General features: G+C 34.1%; 16 protein-coding genes. 10 read left to right on the top strand and 6 right to left on the bottom strand.

Features of this window, described 5'->3' with window-relative positions; translation table 11 throughout:
• Positions 1 to 34 precede the first annotated feature (34 nt).
• Positions 35 to 451 carry an OsmC family protein gene (locus tag Q7C23_RS07290; RefSeq protein ID WP_375031886.1) on the top strand — a complete coding sequence of 139 codons (417 nt, stop codon included), beginning with the start codon at positions 35 to 37 and terminating at the stop codon, positions 449 to 451.
• 76 nt (positions 452 to 527) lie between these two features.
• On the opposite strand, the gene Q7C23_RS07295 is transcribed toward Q7C23_RS07290, so the two are convergent.
• Both Q7C23_RS07295 and gyrA read right to left on the bottom strand, forming a co-directional pair.
• Positions 528 to 1,799: a tetratricopeptide repeat protein gene (locus tag Q7C23_RS07295; protein WP_375031887.1), complete on the bottom strand. Its 1,272-nt coding sequence runs from the start codon at positions 1,797 to 1,799 to the stop codon at positions 528 to 530.
• Positions 1,800 to 1,841: 42 nt separating this feature from the next.
• Positions 1,842 to 4,484, bottom strand: coding sequence for a DNA gyrase subunit A (gene gyrA / locus Q7C23_RS07300; protein WP_375031888.1), 2,643 nt, complete (start codon positions 4,482 to 4,484; stop codon positions 1,842 to 1,844).
• Between the two features lie 258 nt (positions 4,485 to 4,742).
• On the opposite strand from gyrA, the gene Q7C23_RS07305 reads away from it, so the two are divergent.
• The 3 genes from Q7C23_RS07305 to Q7C23_RS07315 all read left to right on the top strand — a co-directional run bounded on the left by Q7C23_RS07305 (position 4,743) and on the right by Q7C23_RS07315 (position 9,413).
• Positions 4,743 to 7,289, top strand: coding sequence for an ATP-dependent Clp protease ATP-binding subunit (locus Q7C23_RS07305; protein ID WP_072971217.1), 2,547 nt, complete (start codon positions 4,743 to 4,745; stop codon positions 7,287 to 7,289).
• 140 nt (positions 7,290 to 7,429) lie between these two features.
• A complete protein-coding gene (rimK, locus tag Q7C23_RS07310) occupies positions 7,430 to 8,803 on the top strand; it encodes a 30S ribosomal protein S6--L-glutamate ligase (RefSeq protein ID WP_375031889.1) in 1,374 nt (457 codons plus the stop codon).
• 94 nt (positions 8,804 to 8,897) lie between these two features.
• A complete protein-coding gene (locus Q7C23_RS07315; protein ID WP_375031890.1) occupies positions 8,898 to 9,413 on the top strand; it encodes a DUF421 domain-containing protein in 516 nt (171 codons plus the stop codon).
• A gap of 130 nt (positions 9,414 to 9,543) precedes the next feature.
• Here Q7C23_RS07315 and Q7C23_RS07320 read toward each other — a convergent pair whose 3' ends face one another.
• The 4 genes from Q7C23_RS07320 to hutH all read right to left on the bottom strand — a co-directional run bounded on the left by Q7C23_RS07320 (position 9,544) and on the right by hutH (position 14,682).
• Positions 9,544 to 10,908 carry an SMI1/KNR4 family protein gene (locus tag Q7C23_RS07320; protein ID WP_375031891.1) on the bottom strand — a complete coding sequence of 455 codons (1,365 nt, stop codon included), beginning with the start codon at positions 10,906 to 10,908 and terminating at the stop codon, positions 9,544 to 9,546.
• A 199-nt stretch (positions 10,909 to 11,107) separates the two neighbouring features.
• Positions 11,108 to 12,442, bottom strand: a complete 1,335-nt coding sequence (locus Q7C23_RS07325; RefSeq protein ID WP_375031892.1) for an anion permease — start codon at positions 12,440 to 12,442, stop codon at positions 11,108 to 11,110.
• A gap of 32 nt (positions 12,443 to 12,474) precedes the next feature.
• A complete protein-coding gene (locus tag Q7C23_RS07330) occupies positions 12,475 to 13,119 on the bottom strand; it encodes a DUF47 domain-containing protein (protein ID WP_026982186.1) in 645 nt (214 codons plus the stop codon).
• Between the two features lie 48 nt (positions 13,120 to 13,167).
• On the bottom strand, positions 13,168 to 14,682 hold the full coding sequence (gene hutH / locus Q7C23_RS07335; RefSeq protein WP_375031893.1) for a histidine ammonia-lyase: 1,515 nt from the start codon (positions 14,680 to 14,682) through the stop codon (positions 13,168 to 13,170).
• A gap of 636 nt (positions 14,683 to 15,318) precedes the next feature.
• Here hutH and thrA point away from each other — a divergent pair.
• The 6 genes from thrA (at position 15,319) to Q7C23_RS07365 (ending at position 24,798) form a co-directional block, all read left to right on the top strand.
• Positions 15,319 to 17,766 carry a bifunctional aspartate kinase/homoserine dehydrogenase I gene (thrA, locus tag Q7C23_RS07340; protein ID WP_375031894.1) on the top strand — a complete coding sequence of 816 codons (2,448 nt, stop codon included), beginning with the start codon at positions 15,319 to 15,321 and terminating at the stop codon, positions 17,764 to 17,766.
• A 140-nt stretch (positions 17,767 to 17,906) separates the two neighbouring features.
• Positions 17,907 to 18,827 (top strand): homoserine kinase, encoded by a 921-nt coding sequence (locus Q7C23_RS07345; protein WP_375031895.1) that lies wholly within the window; start codon positions 17,907 to 17,909, stop codon positions 18,825 to 18,827.
• 189 nt (positions 18,828 to 19,016) lie between these two features.
• Positions 19,017 to 20,306: a threonine synthase gene (gene thrC, locus Q7C23_RS07350; protein ID WP_375031896.1), complete on the top strand. Its 1,290-nt coding sequence runs from the start codon at positions 19,017 to 19,019 to the stop codon at positions 20,304 to 20,306.
• Positions 20,307 to 20,931: 625 nt separating this feature from the next.
• Positions 20,932 to 21,165 carry a hypothetical protein gene (locus Q7C23_RS07355; protein ID WP_375031897.1) on the top strand — a complete coding sequence of 78 codons (234 nt, stop codon included), beginning with the start codon at positions 20,932 to 20,934 and terminating at the stop codon, positions 21,163 to 21,165.
• Positions 21,166 to 21,315: 150 nt separating this feature from the next.
• On the top strand, positions 21,316 to 22,257 hold the full coding sequence (locus Q7C23_RS07360) for a hypothetical protein (RefSeq protein ID WP_375031899.1): 942 nt from the start codon (positions 21,316 to 21,318) through the stop codon (positions 22,255 to 22,257).
• A gap of 117 nt (positions 22,258 to 22,374) precedes the next feature.
• A complete protein-coding gene (locus Q7C23_RS07365) occupies positions 22,375 to 24,798 on the top strand; it encodes an FAD-binding protein (protein ID WP_375031900.1) in 2,424 nt (807 codons plus the stop codon).
• The last annotated feature ends 12 nt before the right edge of the window (positions 24,799 to 24,810 follow it).

The raw sequence follows: 24,810 nt of genomic DNA on the forward strand, positions 1-24,810 counted from the left end.
TTAACAACAAACATTAACACTAAAATATTAAAAAATGAAATTTACAAGAAAAGCAAATGCCAACTGGAAAGGAACCGGTATGGAAGGAAAAGGGACCATTAGCACTCAAAGTACCACTTTAGATAACGCACAACTATCATTTAAAACCAGATTTGCAGATGGAGTGGGTACTAACCCAGAGGAACTTGTTGCTGCAGCACATTCAGGCTGTTTTACGATGCAATTAAGCTTCTTATTGAATGAAGGAGGTTTTACCGCAGATGATTTGTCTACGGAGGCAACAGTGACTTTTGAAGATGGAACTATAACACTAATTCATTTAGATTTAAAAGGAAAAGTGCCATCCATTTCAACTGAAGAATTTGAAAAAACAGCTGCAAAAGCTAAAGAAATCTGTCCAATCTCTAAACTTTTAAACACCACAATTACATTAACAGCCACTTTGGTATAGTTTTATTTAATTATTACGCATAAAAAAACCATTCGTCATAACGAATGGTTTTTTTTATAGTTACAGAAATTAATTCTTAGTTCATTGTAGCTTTCAATGCTTTTGCTTCAGCAGTCATTTCTAAAGCTTTGTAAACACCTAATAATGTTTTAGATACATCTTCATTTTTAGGATCTAATTCATTTGCTTTTTTAAGGTAAGGAATAACACCTTTAAAAACACTTTCTCTTTGCTTCTTCAAAACTTCATAACGCTTAGTATCCTTATCAGAAGTTCCCAATTTATTCATTTCATCAATAATTGGTTTCTCTGCTTCTAATTTTAAAGCAGCAAGATTCAAATATGCGTTTGTATAATTTGGATTAATCTCAATTGCTTTCAAATAATATTTCTCAGCATCTGCTTTGTTATTAGCATTGGCACTAATAACTCCTAAATTAAAAACTAAATCAGCATTATTTGGATCTTTTTGTAAAGCCTCACCAACTAATTTTTTGTAAGTTTCAAAATCTTTAGTTTCAAGATACAAATTAGCTTCAGTTAGAAGCAAAGAACTATCTTCCGGATTTGTTTTTCTTGCATCAGCAACCGCTTTCTTAGCATCTTCAATACGTCCTTTTTGAACTAAAATTAAAGCTAAATTTTTATAAATCTCACCTCTCTTAGAAGGAATAGCTTCTGTTTTCGGTTTTTCGTGAGTTCCTAGTTTTACAGCTAAATCTCTTTCACTAGCAGTATTAAAACCATCTTCATTACCTGAAGCTTTATTTAACGCGGTGTAACTAGTACCTTTACCAGAATAATTCAGTTTCTTTAATTCTTCATACATAGGCAAAGCAGCGTCATAATCCTGAGCATTTACTGCAGTAGAAGCAGCATAGTATAAATTGATAGTATCTTTTTTATCTAACGAATAAGCATCATACAATTTTTTTGCACCTTCTGAATTTTTATTTGCCTGAGTGTCTGCAATAGCTGAATTAATTAACAAACCTTTAATTTGAGTAATTGAAGCAGCAGCCTGCGTAGAGTACTTTTGTTTTCCAGAAGTTTTTTCAATCTCAATTAACTTTTTATAGCTTTCAGCTGCAAGAGATAAATTTTTACTTTCTTCAACTTTTTTGTTAGCTAATTCTAAATAAGCATTTCCTTGTACAGAATAGTATTGTGCTTGTTCAACATCTTTAGCATTAACTATTAAATTTTCTGCATCTTTTAGTATCGCAATTGCTCCCTGAGCATCTCCGCTTTTTAATGCTTTTTCAGCACCTTTAATCTGATCTTTTTGAGCAAAAGTAGCTACTGAAATCAATAATGCTGATGCAAGTATTACATATTTACTTTTCATAATATTCAATTTGTGTATTTAATTTTAAATGTGGTTTTTTATTTATTCCTCTGACTCTTCTTCTTCAGAATCATCCTCGTCTATTACTTCTTCATCAGAATCATCATCATCGTCATCTTCAACAGTTCCGTCATCTTCAAGAACTTCTAAGTCCGGCTTAACTCTTTCAATAACAGGTCCAACTACATTTCCTTCTTCGTCAACAACAACTTCTTCAACATCATCTTTCATTACTTTTGTTACAGCAGCGATAGAATCTTTACCTTTTAGGTTAATTAATCGAACACCTTGTGTTGCACGACCCATAACACGTAAATCTTCAATAGCCATTCTAATTGTTAATCCAGATTTGTTGATAATCATTAAATCATCAGCATCAGTTACTGCATTAATAGAAATCAGTTTTCCTGTTTTCTCAGTGATATTAAGTGTTTTAACACCTTTACCACCACGGTTTGTGATTCTGTAAACATCTTCACCATCTTCGTCAACTAATTTGGTACGTTTTCCGTATCCATTTTCAGTTACAACTAAGATTTGTGAATCGTTAATATCGTTTTTATCTACAGTAACCATACCAATTACTTCATCAGTATCATCTTTTAAGGTAATTCCACGAACTCCAGAAGCTGTTCTTCCCATTGGACGTGTTTTGGTTTCTTCAAAACGAACCAATTTACCAGACTTAACAGCTAAGATAATTTGGCTTTCTCCATTAGTCAATTGCGCTCCCATTAATTCGTCACCCTCCTTAATAGTAATAGCAGCAACACCGTTTACCCTTGGTTTAGAATATTTCTCTAAAGAAGTTTTCTTAACCTGACCTTGTTTGGTAACCATTACAAGATTATGACTGTTGATATACTCTTTATCTTTTAGATCTTGCGTGCAAATGAAAGCTTTAACTTTATCATCACTTTCAATATTCACTAAATTCTGAATCGCTCTACCTTTTGCCGTTTTGCTTCCTTCGGGAATTTCATAAACACGCATCCAGAAACATTTTCCTTTTTGTGTAAAGAACATCATATATTGGTGGTTGGTTGCAACGAACATATGCTCAAGGAAATCCTGATCTCTTGTTCCTGCGCTTTTTTGTCCAACTCCACCTCTATTTTGAGTTTTATACTCTGTCAAATTGGTACGTTTTATATAACCTGCGTGCGAAATGGTAATTACCACATTCTCATCAGCAATTAAATCTTCGATACTTACATCTCCACCAGAATATTCAATTACAGAACGACGCTCATCTCCGTATTTCTCACGAATTTCTTCAAGTTCTTCCTTAATAAGGTTAGTTCTCAAATTAACATCTGCTAATAATGCTTTTAAGTGCTCGATTAACTTCATCAATTCTTCGAACTCAGCTCTTAGCTTGTCTTGTTCCAGACCTGTTAACTGACGTAAACGCATCTCAACAATAGCACGCGCCTGAATATCAGATAAATTAAATCTTTCGATTAATTTCTCACGAGCTTCTTCTGTATTCTTAGAACCTCTGATGATAGCAATTACTTCATCAATATTATCAGATGCTATAATTAAACCTTCTAAAATATGCGCTCTTTCTTCAGCTTTACGCAATTCAAACTGTGTTCTACGAACCACAACATCATGACGGTGCTCAATAAAATAGTGAATCATATCTTTTAGATTCAACATTTGTGGGCGACCTTTCACAAGTGCAATATTATTCACACTAAAAGAAGATTGTAATGAGGTAAACTTATATAAGGTATTCAAAACTACGTTTGGCGTAGCATCACGTTTCAGGATATAAACGATACGCATACCATTTCTATCCGATTCGTCACGAATATTCGCAATACCTTCAATTTTTTTATCGTTAACTAAATCAGCCGTACGTTTGATCATTTCGGCTTTGTTAACCTGATATGGAATTTCGGTAACAATGATACATTCTCTTCCGTCAACTTCTTCAAAACCAACTTTAGCACGCATTACAATACGTCCTCTACCCGTTTTAAAAGCTTCACGAACGCCTTCATAACCATATATTACACCTCCAGTTGGAAAATCCGGAGCTTTAATATGCGTCATTAATTCGTCTATTTCAATATCATTATTGTCAAGATACGCTAAAGTACCGTTGATTACTTCAGTTAAATTGTGTGGAGGCATATTAGTAGCCATACCAACCGCAATACCAGTTGCTCCGTTTACTAATAAAGTAGGAACTCTTGTTGGCATTACTTTTGGCTCATATAATGTATCGTCAAAGTTCAACTGAAAGTCAACTGTTTCTTTTTCGATATCTGCCATAATATCTTCTGAAATTTTGCGCATTCTGGCCTCAGTATAACGCATTGCTGCCGGACTGTCACCATCAACAGAACCAAAGTTACCCTGACCATCTACTAATAAATATCGCATACTCCATTCCTGAGCCATACGTACCATGGCATCATAAACAGAGGTATCTCCGTGTGGGTGATACTTACCCAGAACCTCTCCTACGATTCTCGCAGATTTTTTGTGGGCAGATCTTGATGTTACTCCTAAGTCATACATTCCGTAAAGAACTCTTCGATGCACTGGTTTCAAGCCATCTCTAACATCAGGAAGTGCTCTAGATACGATTACTGACATCGAATAATCGATGTAAGCTGATTTCATTTCATCTTCTATGTTAATAGGAATTAACTTTTCTCCTTCAGACATAAGTTGTTATATTAAATAATTATATTAGTTTCAAAGCGTGCCAAGATACGTTTTTTTCAAATTTTTTCAGCTATTTACTTACACTTATTTCAATGATTTATTAACAACTTTATTTACTCTTTTGGTTAATAAATTAAGCGTTTTTTAACGGTTTTATTGTTATTTTTTTTGTCAATTAGCTGACAGTAGTTCTCGAAGGGTACGGTTTTTGTTTTTCAAACTGTAATTCACTAAATTTACAATACCAATAAATATATTATGGATGATAATTTTTCACCAAGAGTAAAAGATGTTATTACATACAGTAAGGAAGAGGCCCTTCGTTTAGGACACGACTTTATTGGTACTGAACATCTAATGCTGGGCATTTTAAGAGATGGTAACGGAAAAGCTATTCATATACTTAATAACCTAGCAGTCGATTTAGACCATTTACGCAGGAAGGTAGAAATACTGAGTCCAGCCAACCAGAGCGTTGAAGTAAATGCTGAAAAGAAAAATCTTCATCTTACCCGACAGGCAGAAAGAGCTCTGAAGACAACCTTTCTTGAAGCTAAAGTATTTCAAAGTTCGTCGATTAGCACGGCACACTTGCTTTTATGCATCTTACGAAACGAAAACGATCCAACAACCAAGCTATTGAATAAGCTAAAAATAGATTATGACATAGCTAAAGAACAATATTTAAACATGACGCCAAACGAAGAAGAATTCTTAGAAAACTTGCCAAGAAACGAATCGTACAATGACGATTCAGGACAAGATGACAGTCTTAAAGAAAGTAGTTTTAACAATCCGGCCAATAAGTCAAACAAAAAATCCAAGACTCCGGTTTTAGATAATTTTGGGAGAGATTTAACAGAAATGGCCGAGGAAGGAAAACTAGATCCGGTTGTAGGACGCGAGAAAGAAATAGAACGTGTTTCACAAATCCTAAGCCGTAGAAAAAAGAACAACCCACTACTTATTGGAGAGCCTGGAGTTGGTAAGTCTGCTATTGCAGAAGGACTTGCTTTGCGTATTATCCAAAAGAAAGTATCTCGTATTCTTTTCCACAAACGTGTGGTTACTCTTGATTTGGCTAGTTTAGTAGCCGGAACAAAATACCGTGGTCAGTTTGAAGAAAGAATGAAAGCCGTTATGAACGAGCTTGAGAAAAACGACGACATTATTCTTTTTATTGATGAGATTCACACTATTGTAGGTGCAGGTGGAGCAACTGGTTCACTTGATGCTTCAAACATGTTCAAACCTGCTTTAGCAAGAGGAGAAATCCAATGTATTGGCGCTACAACTCTTGATGAGTACAGACAATACATTGAAAAAGATGGTGCTTTAGAAAGACGTTTCCAAAAAGTAATTGTAGAACCAACTTCTGTTGAGGAAACTATTGCAATTTTGAATAACGTAAAAGACAAATATGAAGATCACCACAATGTTACCTATACTCAGGAAGCGATTGAAGCCTGCGTTAAATTAACAAACAGATATATGTCTGAGCGTTTTTTACCGGACAAAGCTATTGATGCTCTTGACGAAGCTGGTTCTCGTGTACACATTACTAATATTGATGTTCCTAAACAAATTCTTGATTTGGAGCGTCAGTTAGAAGAAGTGCGTGAAAACAAAAACATGGTAGTTAAAAAACAAAAATATGAAGAGGCTGCCAAACTTCGTGATGATGAAAAACGTATTGAAAAAGATCTTGCCGTTGCACAAGAACAATGGGAAGAAGACTCTAAGAACAACAGAATTGAAGTTACAGAAGATAATGTAGCTGATGTTGTTTCGATGATGACCGGGATTCCTGTTAACAGAATTGCACAAACAGAAAGTAACAAACTGGCTAAATTACCTGAATTGATTCAGAATAAAGTAATTGGTCAAAATGAAGCTGTATTGAAAATTGCACGTTCTATTCAACGTAACAGAGCCGGACTTAAAGATCCTAACAAACCAATTGGTTCGTTTATTTTCTTAGGTCAGACTGGAGTTGGTAAAACACAATTGGCTAAAGTTTTAGCAAAAGAATTATTCGATTCTGAAGATGCATTGGTACGTATTGATATGAGCGAATACATGGAGAAATTTGCAATTTCTCGTTTAGTTGGAGCGCCTCCGGGATACGTAGGATACGAAGAAGGAGGTCAATTGACTGAAAAAGTTCGTAGAAAACCATATTGCGTGGTTCTTTTAGATGAGATCGAAAAAGCCCATCCAGATGTATTTAATATGATGCTTCAGGTTTTAGACGATGGTTATTTGACAGATAGTTTAGGTCGCAAAATTGACTTTAAAAACACAATTATCATCATGACTTCTAATGTTGGCGCACGTCAATTGAAAGATTTCGGACAAGGTGTTGGTTTTGGAACTGCTGCAAAAGTGGCTCAAGCCGATGAAAATTCAAAAAGCATCATCGAAAATGCATTGAAAAAAACTTTTGCTCCTGAATTCTTAAACAGAATTGATGACGTAATTGTATTCAATGCTTTAGAAAAAGCTGATATTGATTTGATTATCGAGATCGAGCTTAAAAAACTATATTCTCGTATTGCTGAATTAGGTTATAAACTAAGTCTTACTGATAAAGCAAAAGCGTTTATCGCTGAAAAAGGTTTTGACAGACAATTTGGTGCAAGACCGCTTAAAAGAGCGATTCAGAAATATGTTGAAGATTTGTTAGCTGAAGAAATCATCACTTCAAAAATTCATTCAGGAGATGAAATTCTAATGGATTTGAAAGATGACTCTCAAGAACTTTCAGTAGAAATACACAAAGCAGAAGAGCCGACTAATCAATAAATTAGTTTAAATTTTTAACAAAAATAATATACCCGTTACGTTTTCATAACATAACGGGTATTTTTTTTGAATAATTTACTATCTTTAGTAAAAGCAAATAGCTATTTTTGAATTTAAATTAAATAACAATAAAACAACGTATGCTTCAAAATAAAGTCATTTTAGGCAGTGAAGAATGGTGCTCATTTCCAGAACTCGGAATCCCGACAATCAAGGCTCGTGTTGATTCTGGTGCCAAGACTTCTGCAATGCACGCCATCAACATAGCCCCTTTTATAAAAAATGATGCCAATTGGGTGAAATTTGATATTAATCCAATTCAGAACAATATTAAAACCATCATTCATTGCGAAGCTCCGTTGGTTGACAAAAGAATTGTAAAAAGCTCAAGCGGTTTTAGAGAACATCGGTACGTAATTCAGACCAATCTAAAAATTGGCGATGTAAAATGGCCAATCGAAATGACGTTGACCAATCGTGATTCAATGGGTTTTCGAATGCTTTTAGGGCGTGAAGCCATGAGCGGGCGTGTACTAGTTGACCCGGAAGAAAAGTACCTTTTAGGACAACCTACAACCGAAACACTTAAAGAATTATACCAAAACTCTGAAAAAGCAACTTCTGGTTTAAGAATTGGACTTCTAGCCAGTAATCCAGAGTTATATAGCAATAAAAGAATCATGGAAGCCGGTGAAATGCGCGGCCATGAAATGCATTTTTTGAATATCAAAGAATGCTACATGAAACTGGATGCCAAAACTCCTGAAATTCATTATAGAGGCGGAAAAATATTAAATCAATTTGATGCTATTATTCCCAGAATCCGTCCAAGCATTACTTTCTACGGTTGTGCGCTGACACGCCAATTCGAAGCCTTGAAGGTTTTCGTTTTAAATTCGGCTACAGCCATCACACAATCACGTGATAAATTGTATTCATTACAATTGCTTTTAAACAGCGGAATTGATATCCCAACTACTGGTTTTGCTAATTCTCCTTTAGATACAGATAACTTAATTAAGATGGTTGGAGGTTCACCTTTAATTGTAAAATTACTGGAAGGAACACAAGGAAAAGGTGTTGTTTTGGCAGAAACTAAAAAAGCGGCAGAAAGTGTTATCAACGCGTTCAAAAGCTTAAATGCTAATATACTAGTTCAGGAATTCATTAAAGAAGCCAATGGAAAAGACATTCGTTGTTTTGTAATTGACGGAAAAGTAGTGGCTGCCATTCAGCGTGAAGCTATGCCGGGAGAGTTTAGAGCGAACATTCACCTTGGCGGAACGGCATCTGTAATTAAAGTAACAGCAGAAGAGAAAAAAATCGCTATAAAAGCTGCAAAAGCAATGGACTTAAAAGTAGCTGGAGTTGACATTATTCGCTCTTCAAAAGGACCATTATTACTTGAGGTAAACTCTTCTCCTGGACTTGAAGGAATTGAAGGAGCAACAAATAAAGATGTTGCCGGAGAAATGATCAAAGCCATTGAAAAGAACTTCAAAATAATTAGTTAGTTCATCCTAACTTAATATTCGATATTTATTTTAGCAACTTTGTCAAAGTTTAAAACTTTGACAAAGTTTTTTTTTATCTTTAAAATAAAAAACAATGCTAAACCCCTATTTAGATATTATTTTCAGAAGTCTCGCAGTCTATTTTTTCATGACAATTGCCCTTCGAATCTTCGGAAAAAAAGAACTTTCGCAATTAAATACAGCAGATATTATTCTGATTTTATTGATCAGCAATTCTGTTCAAAATGCAATGGTTGGTCCGGATACCAGTCTTTGGGGAGGTTTAGTCGCTGCGTTGGCTTTATTTGTGATTAACTTTATTATTAAGAAATTAACACACAAATACAAACTAGTCAACGATTTGCTTTTAGACAAACCCGAAATCCTAATTCATAATGGAACATTAGATTTTAATGCTTTAAGCAAATTAGACATTTCACACGAAGAATTAAAAGAAGCGGCACGTGAACATGGTTTAGAGCATTTGACAGATATTAAGCTCTGTACGCTAGAAATTGACGGTACAATTAGTATTATTTCAAAAGATAAAATTAATTTAAAAGAGACACATTATAAACGTAAGCACAATCATAAGAATTTAAGGAAATAAAAAGTAACAAATTACAAAAGGAAAATTCCAAATTCCAAAACTGAAAAGCGTGTTAACATTGGGATTTAGAATTTTAAATTATTGGGATTTACATAAAAAAGACTGGTTTCACTTGAATACCAGTCTTTTTTTATTTCCAAAACTCATACCATTGTTTACGTTTAACTTTGTTTTGAAAGTGGTTTTCTATGTTAATATCTCTAATAGTTCTGTTAGTTAAATCGTAAGCTTTTAATCTGTGGTTAAGATTAGCTAAAATATAATCTTGCTCTTTGGGGAATTTTTCCGCCAGTAGTTTGTAATACTTCAAAAGTTTATGATCTTCTACTCCATCCAGAGCTTGCAAAACAGTATGTACAACTCGATTTGAATGATCACTTAAACCTAAAATAAAAGTATCTAAATATTTACTCTTATTCTTCAACAACCCTAGTGAATAATAAGCACTAACTCTTATCTTTTCATTTATATTTGAAGTAAATGGAATAATAATACTTCCATAATCCAATTTCATTTCTTTTAATAAATAAGTACAAATTTCAAATGTTTCCTCCTCATTTATTTTTTTAATATTTTCCTTTATAAACTCCAGCCAATCAGAACTCTTATCCTTTGCATACCAAAATACAAATCGAAAAACATCTAATAAACTCTCATTTGCAAAGGCAACTAAATACGGATAAGCACGTTGATAATCAAATTTTGTAAGTATCTGAATTAGCAGTTTTTGATTTTCACCTGCACTCAATTTACATTGTTCCTCCAGGACATTAATCGTTTCAGAGTCCAGATTTCGTTTCTTTAAAAGACTCCTTAGGCATTCAAATTTTATTTCCTTTTCATTGGCAGAAAAATACACTTCTAAAATATAAGCTGATGATCCCCCAAAAGAATAACAAAACAAATCAGAATTTCTTGATTTTAAATTTTCAGGTATAATTTCATCGAGCCATCTTTCATACCAGTCCAAAAAATTTGATTCGAAAGCGAAATAGGGCTTTTGCCTGTCAACATCCACATTTACAACTCTTCCTTTAAATTCCCCATTCAAAACAAGTGCGTGATAATAACTACATCCCTGACTTCCGATAGGCAATAATCCCGAAAATATTTTTCCTAGCTCTATATCAAATTCTTCATCCGAAATAGTTTCATTTTCTTCGATGTTTTTGTTTAGATTATTCCAAAAATCATCTGACATATTTGGAGAAATTCTACAATCTTCTTTTAAATATTCTTTTGAATTTTCATAGATAAATTCATTTGTATTTTTTCCAAAAGGATAAATTCCATAAGAAGGTCCGGCACCTGAATCTGAATAAGAAATTCCGCCATTACCAATATTAAACAAAAATGATTTGTAACCTTTAGGAAGTTCCAACTGATATTCATTTTCAAAATTTAAGATATCTTCTTGTCTTACGGTATTTCCTAAAATATATTTATGACTGTCTGCTCCAAATACTTCTAATTTATTGTCGGCATTTTTAGCCATTAACAGCTTACTTTTAATCCTTTCTAACTGCTTCAATTCTTCCATTCTTGTTTTACATTCTTTTGTTAAGTAATAAAATGCAATCATTAAATCTACATTATTTTACTCAAATAAAAAAGCCGATTTCAAATTGAAATCGGCTTTTTTTATGTCGATAAAATGCGATCAAAACTTCTCACATTTTAAAAAAATCATTTTACTACGAAATAAATACGCTCAATACAAAGTAAACCAATCCAGCTAAAAGAGCCGAAATAGGAATAGTCAATATCCAAGCCCAAATCAAACTAACAGTTACACCCCAACGGACAGCAGATACACGTTTTGTTAATCCAACCCCGATGATAGAACCTGTAATAGTATGCGTTGTACTTACCGGAATTTTTAAGTGTTCAGTAAAGTAAAGTGTCAAAGCTCCAGCAGTTTCAGCAGCAACACCTTCAAATGAAGTTACTTTTGTGATTTTAGAACCCATTGTTTTTACAATTTTCCAACCACCGCTCAAAGTTCCGGCTGCAATAGCAGAGTAACATGCTAACGGGATCCAGCCTGGCATTACTCCTTTTATTCCTAAATCATCATTTGGCAAAACAACGTCTAACCATGATGCCATATGAACTCCAGGATTTGTATTGATATATACTGCAACAGCTGCAGCAATAATACCCATTACTTTTTGAGAATCATTTCCTCCGTGTCCTAAACTAAAGGCTGCAGAAGATAACAATTGCATTTTTTTCAAAGCTGCATCAGCCTGATGTAAATTTAAACTACTGAATATCAAACAAAAAGCACTAACTGTTAGGATAATAAAACCAACTAAACACCATTTAATATTATGCGGATCAAAAGCTACACTCCAAAAATGAGATTCAAAACGAGGTTTTTCAATATCAGCGTAAGGAACCATTAGATTACTAACAACCCAAACCGTTGCAATCATTAAAGCAACTGTGAATATTTTAGGACCTATGATTTTACGAGAAGCATTTAACAACCAAATTGATATTAAATAAGAAGCCAATGCTCCCAATAATGGCGCTAAAACGATAAAAGCAATAATAATAAGAACTCCCGAAGGCATTCCACCATCTTTTCCTGCCTTGTACCAGCTTACGATTTCGTACCAATAATGAATAGTTCCATCTTCTCCTGCATAACCTGAAAAACCGTGTACAGCGATCGCATGCGCAACAGCTGCTCCAGCAAAACCACCAATTAAAGTATGTGAAGAACTTGAAGGAATTCCCAACCACCAGGTCAATAAATTCCAACAAATAGCTGCAATAACACCGGCAAGGATAACAACAAGGTTAATTTCCATAGTGTGCGCTGTTTTTGCAACAGTATCTGCAACACCAAATCCAAAAACCCAATAAGCCAGAAAGTTAAAAAATGCTGCCCAAAGAACGGCCTGAAAAGGCGTTAAAACCTTTGTAGCAACAACAGTCGCTATAGCATTTGCCGCATCATGAAAACCATTGATGTAATCAAAAATTAAAGCTAATACTATAATAATTATAAGTAGCGTCATAAAATTATAACTTCAGAATGAAATAAATTGAATTAAGAATGTTTTACAGAAATAGATTCCAGTATGTTAGCAACACTCTTACATTTGTCTGTTGCTGATTCTAAAACAGATAACACCTCTTTATATTTAATGATATTTTTAGCGTCTGTTTCGTTTTCAAAAATTTCAAAAACTGCTTTGTTATATACATTATCAGACTTGTTTTCTAGTTTGTTAATTCTAGCACAAGCATCTTTAATAATGTTCATATTTTTTAAGTTGCTCAACTCTTTTACAGCACTGTCAATGTTTTGACAAGCTTCAAGGTTGATTTCTGTCATCTTTCTGATAGATTTTGTAATCTTATCTACCTGATACAATCTCATTCTGCTTGCTGCACCGTGAAGGTAATCAGCAACGTTATCAATAGAAGTAATTAAAGTGTGAATATCCTCTCTATCAAATGGCGTAATGAAGTTTCTGCTCAATTCAAGATTGGTTTGACGTGTAATGTCTTCTCCTCTTTGCTCTAACTCATCAATTTTTTGAAAAAGAACTTCTCTTTCTTTTAATGGAAGGTTTACAGCTTCGTGTAAATTAGAAGCTAATTCAATTAAATTGCTTGAAGCTTCTTCAAAAAGTGGAAAGAATTTTTTGTCTTTCGGCACTAAAAATTGGAAAATACTGTTTATTGACATTTTTATATTTTTGATAGTGCAAAATTACTTCATTAATATTCTGTTATGTTAAGCCAGTGTTAACAAATCGTTTTCAATTTGAAAACTATCCAGAAACGCAACTGTCTTCTCAATATCGTAATGTAAGATTCTGTCTTCCTTAACCAAAGGCACAACTTCTCTATAACTACTTAAGAACATTTCGATGAAATCACTTGATTTTAAAGGCTCTCTGTACGCAATTGCCTGAGAAGCATTCATTAATTCGATCGCTAAAATACGCTCTAAATTATCCATAACACGCAACGCTTTTGTTGCTCCGTTTGCCCCCATACTTACGTGATCTTCTTGTCCATTACTCGAAACAATACTATCAATACTTGAGGGAGTTGCCAATTGTTTGTTCTGACTTGCAATACTTGCAGCGGTGTATTGCGGAATCATAAATCCTGAATTTAATCCCGGATTATCAACCAAAAATGCAGGAAGATTTCTTAAGCCTGAAATCAATTGGTACGTTCTTCTTTCAGAAATACTTCCTAGTTCTGCCAAAGCGATTGCCATAAAATCTAAGGCTAAAGCTAAAGGCTGCCCGTGGAAATTTCCTCCAGAGATGATCTGATCAGACTCAATAAATATATTTGGATTATCCGTAACAGAATTAATTTCTGTTTTGAATACTTTTCGAACATAATCAATAGCATCTTTTGAAGCGCCATGAACCTGAGGTATACAACGGAAAGAATACGGATCCTGAACGTGTTTTTTCTCTTGTTCAATAATTTCGCTTCCTTCTAAAAACTCATTAATACGCTGCGCCGTTACAATTTGTCCTTTGTGAGGACGAATAAAATGAATCAATTCGTTAAAAGGTTCGATTCTCCCATCAAAACCTTCCAAAGAAATAGTTCCGATTAAATCTGCCAAATAAGAATATTTATAGGCTTTTAATAAAATATGAGCTCCGTAAGCACTCATAAACTGAGTACCGTTTAACAAAGCCAAACCTTCTTTTGACTGTAAAACGATTGGTTCCCAGTTAAAATGTTTTAAAACTTCTGCGGAAGCCACTTTCTTTCCTTCAAACAAAACTTCTCCTTCTCCTAATAAAGGCAAAGATAAATGTGCCAATGGCGCTAAATCTCCAGAAGCCCCAAGTGAACCTTGCGTATATATAATAGGAAGGATGTCATTATTATAGAAATCAACCAAACGACTTACTGTTTGCAATTGGATTCCAGAATGTCCGTAGCTCAAAGATTGAATCTTAAGCAGCAACATTATTTTTACAATTTCAGCCGGAACTTCTTCTCCAGTTCCACAAGCGTGAGACTTAACAAGGTTTTCCTGAAGCTTAGATAAATTCTCATTTGAGATTTTTACATTACAAAGTGATCCAAAACCAGTATTGATTCCGTAAATAGGTTCAGAATGCGAAGCCATCTTTTTATCTAAATAATCACGGCATTTCTGAACGTTTACTTTTGCTTCTTCAGATAATTCAAGCATTTTCTGATTTACAATAATTTCTTGTAAATCTTCTAAACCTAATGTTTCAGTACTTATATAATGGACTTCTCTCATGTCATTTTTAATTTAAGGCATCAAAATTCAACAAATCAATATTAAAAAGCAACATTTGTTCATAATAATTAAAATTTCAACAAAACAAATTCTACGTATTTAGTTATTTGACAATACTAATCATACAAAATCAGCACTTTAATTTTCTTCACCAAAATCAACCTTCAAAATTTATTCTAAAAAATTAATTTCCTACTTATTTTATAGACTAATGACAGTTTCTACCGAATATTTCGATTAGAAATCAGCTTTTTAAGCTCCTGCACTTGCCATAAATACAGGTTTAAATATACGAATCCATCAATTTATGATATTCAATCTTAACAAAAGCTCAATATTGAATGAATGAGATTTAAATTATTAAAATATTCGCAAAAAGAAAATAAAGGTTTTTCGCTTTTATAAAAATCTGTACTTTTGAAACATCAAAAATGAAAAGTAACAGCGTAAAATATCAATCTACAATGACAACTCAAACTGGAGTTGCAATTGCTGCTACAACAATTTCTACAACAACTACTACCCCTTAGGGGTATACATTTTACATATAATCCTGGTTATCTATACTTTTTTCATGAAAGAAGAAAGGCATTGGATACATAAAAATATTTGCATAAAAAGAAAAAAATCATCAAAATGAAAGTATTAAAATTTGGCGGAACTTCGGTTGCCAATGCTCAGAATATAAAACTCGTTCTCGAAATTATAAACCAAAAATCTAAACAAGATCAATTAGTTGTTGTTGTTTCTGCTTTAAGCAAAGTAACCGATTTATTGCAATTGGCAGCAGCAAAAGCAGCAGCTAACGATGAAAGTTTCAGAGAAATTGTGGCTGAAATCGAGAAAAAACACCTTGACACCTTAAAAGAACTTATTCCGGTAAGCGAGCAAAGCAGTTTATTAAGTCATGTAAAAAGAATCATCAACCATTTAGAAACATTGTTGGATGGCTGTTTCTTATTAGGCGAATTATCTCCAAGGACGGCAGATACTATTTTGAGTTTTGGAGAATTGCTTTCGTCTTACATCATTGCGCAGGCGTACCAGCAAATCGACAAAGATGTCGTTTATAAAGACAGCCGTGAAATCATCAAAACAAACGCTGATTTCGGAAAAGCGACCGTGAATTTTGAAATTTCAAATCAATTGATTCAGGATTATTTTGCTGAAAACAAATCGCAAATCAATATTTTACCTGGATTTATTGCCTTGACTCTTGATGGAATCACGACTACTTTAGGCCGTGGAGGTTCTGATTATACTGCTGCTATTATTGCCGGAGCACTTGATGCATCACAATTAGAAATCTGGACAGATGTAAACGGAATGTTTACTGCCAACCCGAAAATTGTAAAACAAGCACGACCAATTGCAACAATTTCTTACCAGGAAGCAATGGAATTATCGCATTTTGGTGCCAAAGTATTGTATCCGCCGACAATTCAGCCTGTTTTAAGAAAAAATATTCCAATTTTAATTAAAAATACTTTTGAGCCGGAAGCTGAAGGAACTTTAATTTCTGATCAGGTTTCTTCAAATGACACTGTCGTAAAAGGAATCAGCCATATCGATAATATTTCGCTTGTAACACTTGAAGGCCCAGGAATGATTGGTGTTGCGGGTTCATCAAGACGTTTGTTTGAAGTATTATCTCAGGAAAAAATTAACGTTATTTTCATTACTCAGGCTTCTTCTGAGCACTCTATTTGTATCGGAATTTTAAATTCGGATGCAGATAATGCCGAAGCAGCGATTAACAGAGCTTTTGAAGTAGAAATTCTTCAAAACAAAATTGATCCTGCCATTGTAGAAAAAGACCTTTGTATTATAGCTTTGGTGGGAGAAAACATGAAAAACCACCAGGGTTTGAGCGGTAGAATGTTCAGTACTTTAGGAAAAAACAACGTAAATATCCGTGCGATTGCGCAAGGTGCTTCTGAACGTAATATTTCGACTGTAATCAACGAAAGAGACGTTAAAAAAGCATTGAATACTTTGCACGAAAACTTCTTTGAAGAAAATACCAAACAGCTGAATTTATTCGTAATGGGCGTTGGAAATGTGGGCGAAAAATTCATCGAGCAAATTCACAACCAAAGAAAATTTTTAAAAGATAATTTAAAGATCAACGTTCGTGTTATTGCTTTGTCAAACTCTAGAAAAATGCTTTTTGATGAAGACGGAATTTCATTAAAAGACTGGAAATCGACTTTAGAAAAAGGCGAACATGCGATTCCTACAGAATTTATTGCACGCGCCAAAGAACTTAATTTACGTAACAGTATTTTTGTGGATATTACAGCAAATGCAAGCGTTTCTGAAATGTATGAGAAATTCTTAAAAGAAAGTATTGCCGTTGTAACTTGCAACAAAATTGCCTGTTCATCAGCGTACGACAATTATAAAAAACTAAAAAGCTTATCACGTCAATACAACGCTCCGTTTTTGTTTGAAACAAATGTGGGCGCAGGATTACCAATTATTGATACCGTGAAAAACTTAATTGCTTCTGGCGATAAAGTGCATAAAATTCAAGCGGTTTTATCGGGAAGTCTGAACTTCATTTTCAACAATTTTGATAAGAACAACTCCTTTCATGATGTGGTTAAAGAAGCCGGAGTACAAGGTTTCACAGAACCAGATCCAAAAATTGACTTAAGCGGTGTTGACGTTGCCCGTAAAATCCTGATTCTTATTCGCGAAAGCGGTTACGAAATGGATATTGACGCTATCGCAAACGAATCATTCTTGCCAGCTGAATGTTTGGACACAACAAACAACGAGGCCTTTTTTACATCGCTAATCAAATATGCTCCTCATTTTGAGAAAATCTATGACGAAGCATTAGCTAAAGATTCAAGATTGAAATACGTAGCACAATTCGAAAACGGAAAAGCAAGTGTTGGCCTGCAATTCATTCCAAAAGATCATCCTTTCTACAATTTAGAAGGAAAAGACAATATCGTATTGTTCTACACAGATCGTTACGTAGATCAGCCGTTATTGATCAAAGGCGCCGGAGCTGGAGCTGCGGTTACAGCTTCAGGAATTTTTGCAGATGTAATTCGAATTGGAAATAATTAGAGGTACTAAGGTTCTGAGATGCTAAGGTTCTAAGGTTTTTTTAACCTGATCTTAGCCTCTTAGAACCTCAGAGCCTTAAGCTTAAAATAAACAGTTGCAATGAAACCTTAGAACCTTAGCAACTCAGAACCTTTAAAAAAATGGAAATTAAACTATTTTGCCCGGCAACTATCGCGAATCTTTCGTGCGGATTTGACGTACTTGGACTTTGCTTAGACAATGCGGGCGATGAAATGATTGTTCGAAAAGTCGATCAAAAAGGCGTTCGTATTACTAAAATTGTAGGTGCCGATTTGCCTTTAGAAACCGAGAAAAATGTTTCTGGTGTTGCAGCTTTGGCAATGTTGGAAACTTTAGATCAACTAGATTTTGGTTTTGAAATCGAAATCTACAAAAACATTAAAGCCGGAAGCGGAATTGGAAGCAGTGCTGCCAGTTCTGCCGGAGCGGTTTTCGGAATTAATGAATTATTAGGAAGACCTTATTCGCGTAAAAATTTGGTGCAGTTTGCGATGCAGGGCGAGAAATTAGCCAGTGGAAACGCGCATGCAGACAACGTTGCCCCTGCCCTTTTAGGCGGCTTTACGTTGGTAAGAAGTTATGCACCGCTTGATATTATCCGAATTGATAGTCCGGAGGAATTGTATGCAACTGTGGTTCATCCTCAAATTGAGTTGAAAACGTCAGATGCGCGTTCGGTATTAAAACAAAACGTTTCCCTGAAAAGTGCGATTATGCAATGGGGAAATGTGGGCGGATTAATTGCCGGTTTATACACCAAAGATTATGATTTGATTGGAAGATCGCTTCATGACGAAATCGTTGAACCATTAAGAAGCGTTTTGATTCCGGGTTTTGATTTAATCAAACAAACGGCATTAGAAAATGGTGCGTTAGGTTCCGGAATTTCAGGTTCCGGCCCATCAATTTTTGCTCTAAGCAGAGGAAAAAACACCGCCGACCAAATCGCCAAAGCCATGAGCGAAGTTTATGAGAAGATGAATTTGCCTTATGAAATTCACGTTTCGAAGATTAATCCCGACGGAGTCCGTGTCCTTTAGGCAGGACGCTGTAAGCTATAGGTTTTAGGCTATAAGCTTAAAACCTTTGCGAAAAAGAAGAAAGAAGAAGCTAAACGCATTAGAAAAAAGTCTAGTGCCTTAAGCATAAAGCCAAAAAAATGAAAAGCTATAAGCCAGCATTAGGAAAAAGCCTAAAGCTTAAAGTTTAAAGTCTAAAGCAAAATAACCATGAAATACTATAGTTTAAACCATAATGCACCAGAAGTTTCATTCAAAGAAGCTGTAATACAAGGATTAGCGAGTGATAAAGGATTGTATTTTCCGCAAATAATTACGCCTTTAAATCCTGCGTTTTTTAATGTAATCGAGAATTTAAGCCATAACGATATTGCTTTTGATGTGATTCAGCAATTTGTAGGCGATGACATTCCTGAAGACAATTTAAGAGAAATTATTAAAGACACATTATCTTTTGATTTTCCGGTTGTGGAAGTTGAAAACGGCCTTTATTCGTTAGAATTATTTCACGGACCCACAATGGCTTTTAAAGACGTTGGAGCGCGATTTATGTCACGTTGTCTGGCGTATTTTAATAAAGATAAAAAAGACATTAAAAATACCGTTTTAGTAGCGACTTCCGGAGATACGGGCGGTGCGGTTGCGAGCGGGTTTCTTGGCGTTGATGGTGTTGATGTTGTGATTTTATATCCGTCAGGAAAAGTGAGCGACATTCAGGAAAAACAATTGACGACTTTAGGAAAAAACATTAAAGCACTTGAAGTAGATGGCGTTTTTGATGATTGCCAGGATATGGTTAAAAAAGCGTTTTTAGATCAAACTTTAACGCATAAAAACCTGACTTCGGCGAATTCTATTAATATTGCGCGCTGGTTGCCACAAATGTTCTATTTCTTCTTTGCTTACAAAGCGTTGAAAAGCCAAAACAAACCGTTGATTTTCTCTTGTCCAAGCGGGAATTTCGGGAATATCTGTGCCGGAATTATGGCAAAGAAATTAGGTTTGCCAATTGAACATTTTGTAGCTTCTACTAACGTAAATGATACCGTACCAAGATTCTTAGAAAGCGGAAAATACGATCCAAAACCTTCTAAAGCAACGATTTCAAACGCTATGGATGTTGGAAATCCTAGTAACTTTATCAGAATTCAGGAATTGTACAACAACGATTTAAAAGCTTTCGAAAAAGATTTCTCATCATACAGTTATACAGATGAAGAAACACTCGTGGCCCTAAAACAAATTTACAATACCGACGGTTACATCGCAGAACCACACGGTGCTGTAGGTTATTTAGGTTTGAAAAAAGAATTGCAAAAACACGATAATGCCATTGGTGTTTTCTTAGAAACCGCACATCCTATTAAATTCTTAGATGTAGTTGAACCTGCATTAGGCATTACACTTCCGATTCCAGAACAAATTGAAAGTGTTATGAATGAGGATAAGGTTAGTGTGAAGATTAAGACTTATGAGGAATTGAAGGCATTTTTGGGGTAACAATTCATCTCATATAATTTTTAAAAGCCACGAATTTAATTGTGAATTCGTGGCTTTTTTAATTTTAATCTAATTAGCTTTTTGTAAGTTAAATTGTTATGTTTGATAAAAAATAACCAAAGACTTTTATCACTAAATATGTTTGTAAATATTGTTTTAATCTTTTTATCAATAGTTCTTATTTTCCTTCTTAGTTATAAAAAAATACAATACGGCATTGAATATTGTAACAAACAAAGAGCAATTGACTTTAAAAAAAGAACCCATTTAGATTTATACACATTAATAAGATTATCAGCTCCAAGTCAATTTATGTGGGGATTAGAAACATTCTTATTTAAAAGGACTGTTTTTTATTTTGATGACAATAATTTATATATTACTAAATCCGACGATCCAGTAATAAAATATCCGCTTTTGACAATTATTGAAGTGAGAAGAACCAATGTCATGATTAATGATCGAAGAGTTTGAAAATAATCATCGACAATTCAGGAAAACAAATTATTTATAAGATAAGAAGCTATAGCAATTTTAATCTTTTTTTAGAGAAAGTAAAAGCGAATCCAATAGCAATTGTAGACGATCAGTATATATGGGGCATATTTGAATAAAAATAGTTCAGATGAAACAAGAACATAAACTCATACTTGAGTTATTAGAATCTTATCTAGAAAAGAATCCCAGTCAGAGATTTGGTCAGGCACTTTTTAATCTAAATATTAATGAATTTAATGAAACTATTGATTCTAGAAACCCAAATTATACTTTAAGAGATATTTATAATGATAATGATTCTGCTACATTAGAAAGAATTAAAAATCGATTAGATTTAATTGAATCACAAATAAATAAATAAGTAGGTTATCTTATTTTACAAATTATTCTTAACTAAGAATTACACAAAATTTCATTACAGGAATTTAAGTAATTCGTAGTTTTCTTTTCTAATCTTGAAATTAGTTTTTTGTAAGCATAATCACTATGTTTGATTCACCAAAAACCAACTATGAAAAGAAGAGACTTCGTTAAAACAACATTGCTTTTTGTCACATCCGTACAATTGTTTCCTAACAAATTGCTTAACTCCACTTCCATCATTAGAAGTAATTTCAAATATATTTATACGAATTCTAAACTTAAAAATCAGTTCTTTTTGTTTTTGAAAAACGTGTTTAATTTATATCCAGAGGAGGAATTCCATAAATTAATTTATGACAACTCGATTTCAAAAAGCACTGATAAAGAGATTTATACGGCAACACAATCGCAGTTAGACGACATTACGCCTATGTTATCAAGCGTTCGTTATCAGCTTCCTGCCTTAATGCATCAAAAAAATGAGATGTCGGTAGAAACGGTTGCTTTGTTGGGAGCAGGCACTTATTATAATGGTTATTTAGAAATTGGTTCTTCAGGCCGGTATCTGGATTATCTGGAAGAAAGCATTTCCATCAAAGGAAAAAGATATTATGCTGATGGCCGAAAACCAAAATATTCTTTTACCGAAATGGTCGAGCGTGGGCAAATTGCCGTTGGCGCAGAATACATTCAGTTTACGAATTACGAAACCAAATTTGCTGATCATGTTCCGCACAATAGTGTAGATTTGGTTACTGTTTATATCGGTTTTCATCATTGTCCTTTAGAGTTGCGAACGCAATATATTTCTTCGATCAGAGATACGATGCGCATTGGCGGAAAATTGATTTTAAGAGATCATAATTGCGATAATGAAGATCAAAAAGTATTAGTGGCATTGGCTCACGATGTCTTTAATTTGGGCGTAAACGAAAGCTGGGAATACAATGCCAAAGAGATCAGAAACTTTTATTCCTTAGACTTTATTTGTGCTTTTGTTGAAAACATTGGATTTAAATTCAACAAAAAAACATTGTATCAAAAAGGCGATCCTACCAAAAATGCTTTAATGGTTTTTACCAAAATATAATTTCTTTTCTCCGCCTGTTTTATGAAAAAAATCTACCGTTTTATTCTTTTGCTATTCGCCTGGTTACTCAAAATTATACAATTCATTTACGCCGGAATCAAAAAAGCGATTCGGTTTATGAATAGAAAAAAGCGAAGAGCAATTCCGTTTTACGGTTTCCTTTTATTCGTTTTATACATTTTCTTATTAATACAATTCTCCGGCGATTCAAAATTCGATACGACGATTGATAATAAAACCCTAAATGATATTACGCAAATCAACCCGATTCAGGTCAATCAAATTATCAAACCTAAAACGGTAAATGAGATTGTTTACGCCATTAAAAATACTACCGGCCCTATTTCGATTGGCGGAGGAAAATACAGTATGGGCGGACAAACGGCCTTTGAAAATAGTTTGCATATTGATATGCGCTCTTTCAATAAAATTGTCCGTATTGATACCACAAAAAAGCAGATTACAGTACAAGCCGGAATTCGTTGGAGAGATATTCAGACGGTAATTGATCCTTTAAATTTATCCATCAAAATCATGCAGACGTATTCTAATTTTACGGTTGGCGGAGCGATTTCGGTAAACTGCCACGGAAGATATGTGGGTTATGGTCCAATTATTTCTTCGGTTTTAGAATTGAAAATAATTACGGCAAATGGCGATATTATCATTGCGAACCGAAAAGTAAATCAGGATGTTTTTTATGCTACAATTGGGGGTTATGGCGGAATTGGCGTTATCGCCGAAGCGACTTTGCAATTGGTCGATAACGAAAAAATAGAACGATTCCACCAAGTTATGCCGATTGAAGATTACAAAGCTTATTTTGATAAAAATATTAGAAATAATTCCAAAGTCGTTTTTCAGAATGGGAATTTGTATCCACCGAAATATGACAAAATAATGAGTATTTCATGGGAGAAAACAAACATACCCCTAACAGATACCGACCGATTAATAGATGAAACTCAAAATTATTGGCTGGAATCGAATTTATCAGGAGTGGTTTCCTGGGGAAATTCAGGAAAATGGATTCGCGAATACACGATTGATCCTTTATATTTTATTCCGAAAACGGTTCGATGGCGCAATAAAGAAGCAAGTTATGATGTGAAGGAATTAGAACCTTCTTCCCGCGAAAAATCGACGTATGTATTGCAGGAATACTTTATTCCGGTGGAGAATATAAAATCATTTATTCCGAAAATGAGTGCCATTTTCCAGAATAATAAAGTCAATGTGATCAATGTTTCGCTGAGACACGCTTTGCCGGATCATGAAAGTTATCTTTCGTGGGCAAACAAAGAGGTTTTTGCTTTTGTAATTTATTATAAACAAGGAACCAATCCCGAAGCAAAAGACCATGTAAAAAAATGGACACTTGAAATGACGGACGCCATTTTAAGCGAAAACGGAACTTGGTACCTTCCCTATCAGTCTCATGCGACTGTTGAACAGTTTCAAAAAGGATATCCAAATAGTGCTAAATATTTCGCCTTAAAAAATAAATTAGATCCGGACCAGCGCTTTACAAACAAGTTATTGGACAAGTATAATCCGTATACAAAAGACAATTTAGCGCATCAAAAAAAGAAAATAAAAGAATACTTCAGAGCAGAAGAACAAACGGTGCTGACGGTTCCTGAATGGTATTTGGTGTACAATCCAAAAGAGTATGCTGATTATTTAGGAAGTGGTAAAAATCCATCTGATTTTCCTTTTTACAAATCTATTGATGAATATTGGAAATTGTACGATCGGTCTATAAAACTGACTTCAAAAGCTTATCCTGAAAACGGCGAATACAAAACGATGTTGCAAGTGATCGGCGTAAGTATGACGATGGAATATGGTCTGAAAATCATTTATGAAAATACAACAGGAAGATTCTTTTCTTGGTTTACAGAAGACAAAATATCCAAACAAGAAGAAATCATAATTGAAGCTCAAAAAGCCTACAGCGACTTTGTGTATCAAACTGCCTGGTATGAATTTGAATTTCTGCCGTGGGTTAAAAAAGTTTGGTCTGCCTCTGATAATTCGGATTGCAGTACTTTACGAAAATGGGAAAGAACGATGTTGTTTACGGTTGAATTTTCGTTTAAAGCTTTTTATTCCAAACTTATTGAATGGGGAGCGAAATCATCCTATGAAACCCCATCGAATGTTATTTATTTAATTGTTTCGGATACTGATTCCATTAAAGAAAGTAAAGACTTAAAAATCATCAAAAGAGGAATTGGCCACAAAATGATTATTGCGGTTACAAGATGGGCAATTTTCACGACTGAAATGAAAAAACTATCTAATCAGGATGTAAAAATTTATGAAATTTCAGGGAATGATGAAATTGCGGTTTCTGTAATTATGAGTAAATCGAAAAATCTAAATTTGGATGGTGTAAAATTATTATATCAATCTCAAATTGTTACGGATGATAGTTTGAAAAGGAATGCTTACTTGATGCCGGTTGAGAAATTATTGCCTTTTATTAAAGAGGCTAAAAGTGAAAATCTTACTGTTGAACATGTTTATGATTATTAAATAATTTAAAAT

The sequence above is a fragment of the Flavobacterium sp. LAR06 genome, assembly GCF_041946075.1.
Lineage (GTDB): Bacteria > Bacteroidota > Bacteroidia > Flavobacteriales > Flavobacteriaceae > Flavobacterium.